This window comes from Erwinia sp. MMLR14_017 (genome assembly GCF_033657285.1).
Classification (GTDB): domain Bacteria; phylum Pseudomonadota; class Gammaproteobacteria; order Enterobacterales; family Enterobacteriaceae; genus Erwinia.
Map to the genome: position 1 here is coordinate 1 of NZ_JAWVWP010000023.1, position 5,343 is coordinate 5,343.

General features: G+C 49.2%; 4 protein-coding genes and 4 tRNA genes. 1 reads left to right on the forward strand and 7 read right to left on the reverse strand.

What is annotated here, in order from left to right:
- The 5 genes from SD961_RS21625 to SD961_RS21645 all read right to left on the reverse strand — a co-directional run.
- Nucleotides 1-651, reverse strand: a 651-nt coding sequence (locus SD961_RS21625) for a GTP-binding protein (protein WP_318792357.1), incomplete at its 3' end; no start/stop codon positions are given.
- 114 nt (nt 652-765) lie between these two features.
- Nucleotides 766-841 (reverse strand) — tRNA-Thr (locus SD961_RS21630).
- Between the two features lie 6 nt (nt 842-847).
- Nucleotides 848-922, reverse strand: a tRNA-Gly gene (locus SD961_RS21635).
- 292 nt (nt 923-1,214) lie between these two features.
- Nucleotides 1,215-1,299 (reverse strand) — tRNA-Tyr (locus SD961_RS21640).
- 20 nt (nt 1,300-1,319) lie between these two features.
- Nucleotides 1,320-1,395, reverse strand: a tRNA-Thr gene (locus SD961_RS21645).
- A gap of 658 nt (nt 1,396-2,053) precedes the next feature.
- Between SD961_RS21645 and coaA the strand changes: the two genes are divergently transcribed.
- Nucleotides 2,054-3,004 carry a type I pantothenate kinase gene (coaA, locus tag SD961_RS21650; protein WP_318792359.1) on the forward strand — a complete coding sequence of 317 codons (951 nt, stop codon included), beginning with the start codon at nt 2,054-2,056 and terminating at the stop codon, nt 3,002-3,004.
- Nucleotides 3,005-3,028: 24 nt separating this feature from the next.
- On the opposite strand, the gene birA is transcribed toward coaA, so the two are convergent.
- Complete coding sequence (gene birA, locus SD961_RS21655) at nt 3,029-3,991, reverse strand: bifunctional biotin--[acetyl-CoA-carboxylase] ligase/biotin operon repressor BirA (protein ID WP_318792360.1); 963 nt, start codon at nt 3,989-3,991, stop codon at nt 3,029-3,031.
- Nucleotides 3,988-5,025 carry a UDP-N-acetylmuramate dehydrogenase gene (gene murB / locus SD961_RS21660; RefSeq protein WP_318792361.1) on the reverse strand — a complete coding sequence of 346 codons (1,038 nt, stop codon included), beginning with the start codon at nt 5,023-5,025 and terminating at the stop codon, nt 3,988-3,990. Before murB ends, birA begins: the two co-directional genes overlap by 4 nt.
- Between the last annotated feature and the right edge of the window lie 318 nt (nt 5,026-5,343).

A 5,343-nucleotide genomic window follows, 5' to 3' on the forward strand; every position in this document is an offset into this window, starting at 1 on the left:
GTCTTCGATAGGCAGCAGGAACGGCTTGTCGATTGCGCGCTCTGGTTCCGGGATGTAGTTATCCAGGTGGCCAGCCAGCTCAATGATTTTAGCTTCCCACTCAGCGTCGCCCTGCAGCGCTTTCAGTGCAGAACCACGAACGATTGGCAGGTCATCACCAGGGAAGTCATAGGCAGACAGAAGTTCACGAACTTCCATTTCTACCAGTTCCAGCAGCTCTTCGTCATCAACCATGTCGCATTTGTTCATGAACACGATGATGAAAGGAACGCCAACCTGGCGACCCAGCAGGATGTGCTCACGGGTCTGAGGCATTGGGCCGTCAGTTGCAGCAACAACCAGAATTGCACCGTCCATCTGCGCAGCACCGGTGATCATGTTTTTCACATAGTCGGCGTGGCCTGGGCAGTCAACGTGCGCATAGTGGCGAGTCGGGGTGTCATATTCAACGTGTGAAGTGTTGATGGTGATACCACGTGCTTTTTCTTCTGGTGCGTTATCGATCTGGTCGAATGCACGAGCAGAACCGCCGTAGGTTTTAGCCAGAACGGTGGTGATAGCAGCAGTCAGGGTAGTTTTACCGTGGTCAACGTGGCCGATAGTACCAACGTTGACGTGCGGTTTGGAACGTTCAAATTTTTCTTTAGACATCGCTTGTCCCTCTAAGACACGGATAAATCGGTGATATCACCACATCAACCAGGCAAAGCCTGAACTGTTGAATTTTAACGTACAGAGAAAGAATCAGGGAGGGAGATTTAGAAGTGGTGCTGATACCCAGAGTCGAACTGGGGACCTCACCCTTACCAAGGGTGCGCTCTACCAACTGAGCCATATCAGCACGGCTTGGAGCGGGCAGCGGGAATCGAACCCGCATCATCAGCTTGGAAGGCTGAGGTAATAGCCATTATACGATGCCCGCATCCTGGAACTCGGCTACCTGTTCTGTCTGTAGCTTTTGAACAACAAGAAGATGCCCTCTTGCTATTCGAGTCAACCCGCAAATGCTTGATGACCCAGACTGCGCTGGTGCTCAGTCGAAAATCTTCATGTCATTTCAACCTGAACTTCCGGAAGAAATGGTGGTGGGGGAAGGATGAAGTCGCGCTGCTCCTTTCCCTGCCGGGTCAAACCTTCGAGGTCAAAGCTTCTCATCCTTCCCCATGGGGATTCTGAAAATCTTTACCTCTCATTAACATTATACTTAATGTTAATGGTGGTGGGGGAAGGATTCGAACCTTCGAAGTCGATGACGGCAGATTTACAGTCTGCTCCCTTTGGCCGCTCGGGAACCCCACCAGGGGTATTTCTTTACTTGATGGTGCCGGCTACCGGAATCGAACTGGTGACCTACTGATTACAAGTCAGTTGCTCTACCAACTGAGCTAAGCCGGCATCAAGTGGTGCGCATTCTAGGAAGAGCTGGGCTTCGATGCAACAAAAAAATTGCGATAAATGTTCTTATGCTTACTATTTGTGCAATTCTTCGCAAATTACCCCTTCAGCGCCACAATTTCGTTCAAAGAAGCGTCATTTTAGCGATTATTTCACCACTGTAAATTCAGCGGTATTTTGCAAAATCTTGCCTGACACAGAAAGGGATCTCTTCACTGGAGCAAAAAAGCGCTTTTCGCCTTATTCATTGTCACTATTTTTTCCGGATGAGGCCTTGTCTCCATACATTCCTGATGTTTTATGTTGCTTCAGGGCGCCTCCCCTTCTTCTGTTCTGTAGAGGGTAAAGAGTTTCTGCCGTTTTTTTAGCGCTACAAAGATAATCTTCAGAGATTAATCAACCGACTTCACTCCACTCCCCTGCCGCGTTAATCAGGTTCCCCGCCTGATTGCCAGCAGATTATTCAATAAATGCGGCCCCCGTTACGTTTGCGCCCGCAGAATGTATTTTTCCTTCAGGTACTGCACGTCTGGTGTTACCCTCCTGCCCATTGTTTTCTGAAATTTACCTTAGTTACGTAAGCAGACTCTGGCGGCCGTAGCGCCGAGAAGTCGAAAACGATCACGACAGGCAAATTCTTGCTGGCAGAAGCATGCATATGAGCAAAAAAGACTTCCCGATAACGACACCCTATTTGCAATTTAACCGCGCGCAATGGGCTGCACTGCGTAATTCAGTGCCCATGACCCTGAGTGAAGAGGAGATTGCGCAGCTAAAGGGGATAAATGAAGACTTGTCTTTGGAAGAAGTTGCAGAGATCTATCTGCCCCTCTCGCGTCTGCTGAATTTCTACATCAGTTCTAATCTCCGGCGGCAAGCCGTACTTGAACAGTTCCTTGGCACCAACGGGCAGAAGATCCCCTATATCATCAGCATTGCCGGCAGCGTTGCCGTTGGCAAAAGCACCACAGCACGTGTCCTGCAGGCGCTCTTAAGCCGCTGGCCAGAGCATCGTCGTGTAGAGCTGATCACTACCGACGGCTTCCTGCATCCTAATCAGGTGTTAAAGGAGCGGGGATTGATGAAGAAGAAAGGCTTTCCCCAGTCTTATGATATGCACCGCCTGGTCAACTTCGTTTCAGATTTAAAATCGGGCGCTTCTCAGGTCACTGCACCTGTTTATTCGCATCTTATCTATGATGTCATTCCTCAAGGCGATAAGGTTGTACAGCAGCCTGATATATTAATTCTGGAAGGACTGAATGTTTTGCAAAGTGGGATGGATTATCCTCACGATCCGCACCATGTATTTGTTTCTGATTTCGTAGATTTTTCAATTTATGTTGATGCGCCCGAAAACCTGCTGCAAAAATGGTATATCAATCGGTTCTTGAAATTCCGCCAGGGTGCTTTCACCGATCCGGATTCCTATTTCCATAACTATGCCAAACTCTCAGAAGAAGAAGCGGTAGGGATCGCCACCCAACTATGGGAGGAAATTAACTTTATGAATCTTAAAGAAAACATTCTTCCTACGCGTGAGCGAGCCAGCCTGATAATGACGAAAAGTCTTGATCATGCCGTCGATCTGGTGAGATTACGAAAATAAAAAAGGGGCGAAAGCCCCTGTTATTTAATCCTGCGGGCGCAATGATATTTCACCGCCAACCCAGGATTTTTTTACTCCGTCCTGCTCCAGAATTAATCCGCCCTGCTGATCAATTCCTCGTGCAATACCCAAAATTTCTTTATCGCCAATAAGCAACTTAACAGGGCGATTAATAAAGTTATCTAACTCGCTCCAACGCTGAATAAAAGGCGCTAATCCTTCACGTTCAAAAAGCGGCAAAGACTCTCGCATCGTATTGATTAAACGTGCCGTTAGCGTATTCCGGTCAACATTAACGCCTGCTTCCTGCAGGTTTATCCAGCCCTGATTCACAATAGCCGCGTCAGGCGTCCGCATAGCCAGATTAATGCCCGCACCAATCACCAGCTGCGCTGCGTCTCCGGTTTTCCCTGTCAGCTCAACCAGGATACCCGCCAGCTTGCGGTCATTCAGATAGAGATCGTTAGGCCATTTGACTCTGACATCACGAGCTCCCAGCGAGCGGAGAACTTCCGCAATCACAATGCCAATGACCAGGCTGAGCCCCATCGCCGCCATAGGTCCTTGATCAAGACGCCAGTACATAGAGAGATAGAGATTTGAGCCAAACGGAGAGAACCACTGACGCCCACGTCTCCCTCTTCCTGCCTGCTGATATTCAGCCACGCAGGCGTCCCCTGATTGCAGAGAATCCATCTTTTCCAGCAGATACTGGTTAGTAGAATCGATTACCGGGATAACTGCCAGCCGGCCATCATTCAGTTGCTCAGCAATCTTCTCTTCGTTCAGTAACTGCATAGGCGCAGGCAGGCTGTAGCCCTTGCCCGTTACAGTAAATACGTCAATGCCCCAGTCTTTAAGGGTTTGAACATGCTTATTGATAGCAGCCCGGCTCATTCCAAGCCGTTCGCCCAGTTGCTCTCCCGAATGGAATTCACCATCGGACAGAATATCAATCAACGTTAAAGGGACAGTATTACCTTTCATGCAATGACTCCAACGGCATCCTTTTCACCCTGAGCACCAACAAAACGCACCTCAGGCTCCAGCCATACGTTAAATTTAGCGCCTACCCTCTGGCGAACTTCATGTGCTAACGCCACGATATCACTGCCTGTCGCCTGGTTCTGATTAATCAATACCAGCGCCTGCTGAAGGTGAACAGCAGCGCCACCAATGCTGAACCCCTTAAGCTCACACCTGTCAATCAGCCATCCTGCGGCTAATTTACTGCTGCCGTCAGCCTGAGGGTAGAGTGGCATATCGGGATAACTCTCGACGATTTTCGCCGCCACTTCAGCGCTTACTACAGGATTTTTGAAGAAACTTCCTGCGTTTCCTACTTTTTCAGGGGCAGGAAGCTTACTGGTGCGGGTACGGCAGACAGAATCAAAAATTTCCTGGGCTGTAACGCTACCGGGCGTTAATTTGCTCAGTTCTCCATAGGTTAATACTGGGATCCAGTTTTTAAGCAGTCTGATCCCTACGGCAGTGATGGCATAGCCCTGTTGATAACGATGCTTAAAGAGGCTGTCGCGGTAGCCAAACTGGCACTCTTCTGCACTAAGCCGCATCGTCTCGCCTGAAGAGAGATCCAACAGATCGACATATTCGCAGACATTTTTCAGCTCTACGCCGTATGCGCCAATATTTTGTATAGGGGCAGAACCCACACAGCCTGGGATCATGGCGAGATTTTCCAGGCCTGGCAGCCCGATTTCCAGCGTATGCTGTACCAGTTGATGCCAGTTTTCACCCGCCCCTACATGCAGATGCCAGGCATCTTCTTCTTCCTCTATTGTTATTCCCTTTAATCTGTTGATGATTGCCATACCGGCAAAATCTTCCAGAAACAGAATATTGCTGCCTTCACCAATCAGCAGGGCCGGCAGATCTTTTCGCTGTGTTTCCTGCCAGGCCGCGATCAGCTCCTCTGGCGTAGTAGCGATGACAATCTGTTTTGCCTGTACATTAAGATTAAAGGTGTTGAAAGGTTTCAGAGAATGGAACTGGCTGGACATGTTACGGCCTTTACGAATTTATCTGGCTTTAGTTTACCCGATCCGCAGCTGCTCCGTTGAGGGATTTCTTCAGGTTGAAACCGTTAGCCTGATTCGGGACAGAGGCATATTGATATGTGAGAAGGGGAGAAGAGAAAATACCAGGTACTGCAGATTATTTTAAGGCGATGAAAAGGTTTTCCTGCCTGTAACACGTCCGGATAAGGCATAAAAAAGGGCCCCGTGCGTCAGCGCGGGGCCCTTTTCTTTCTTCTTCCGCGCCGGTGGGCATCACGCCGCGTCTGCAACGCTCTCCGGTTTTACCTGCGGTAACGCCGC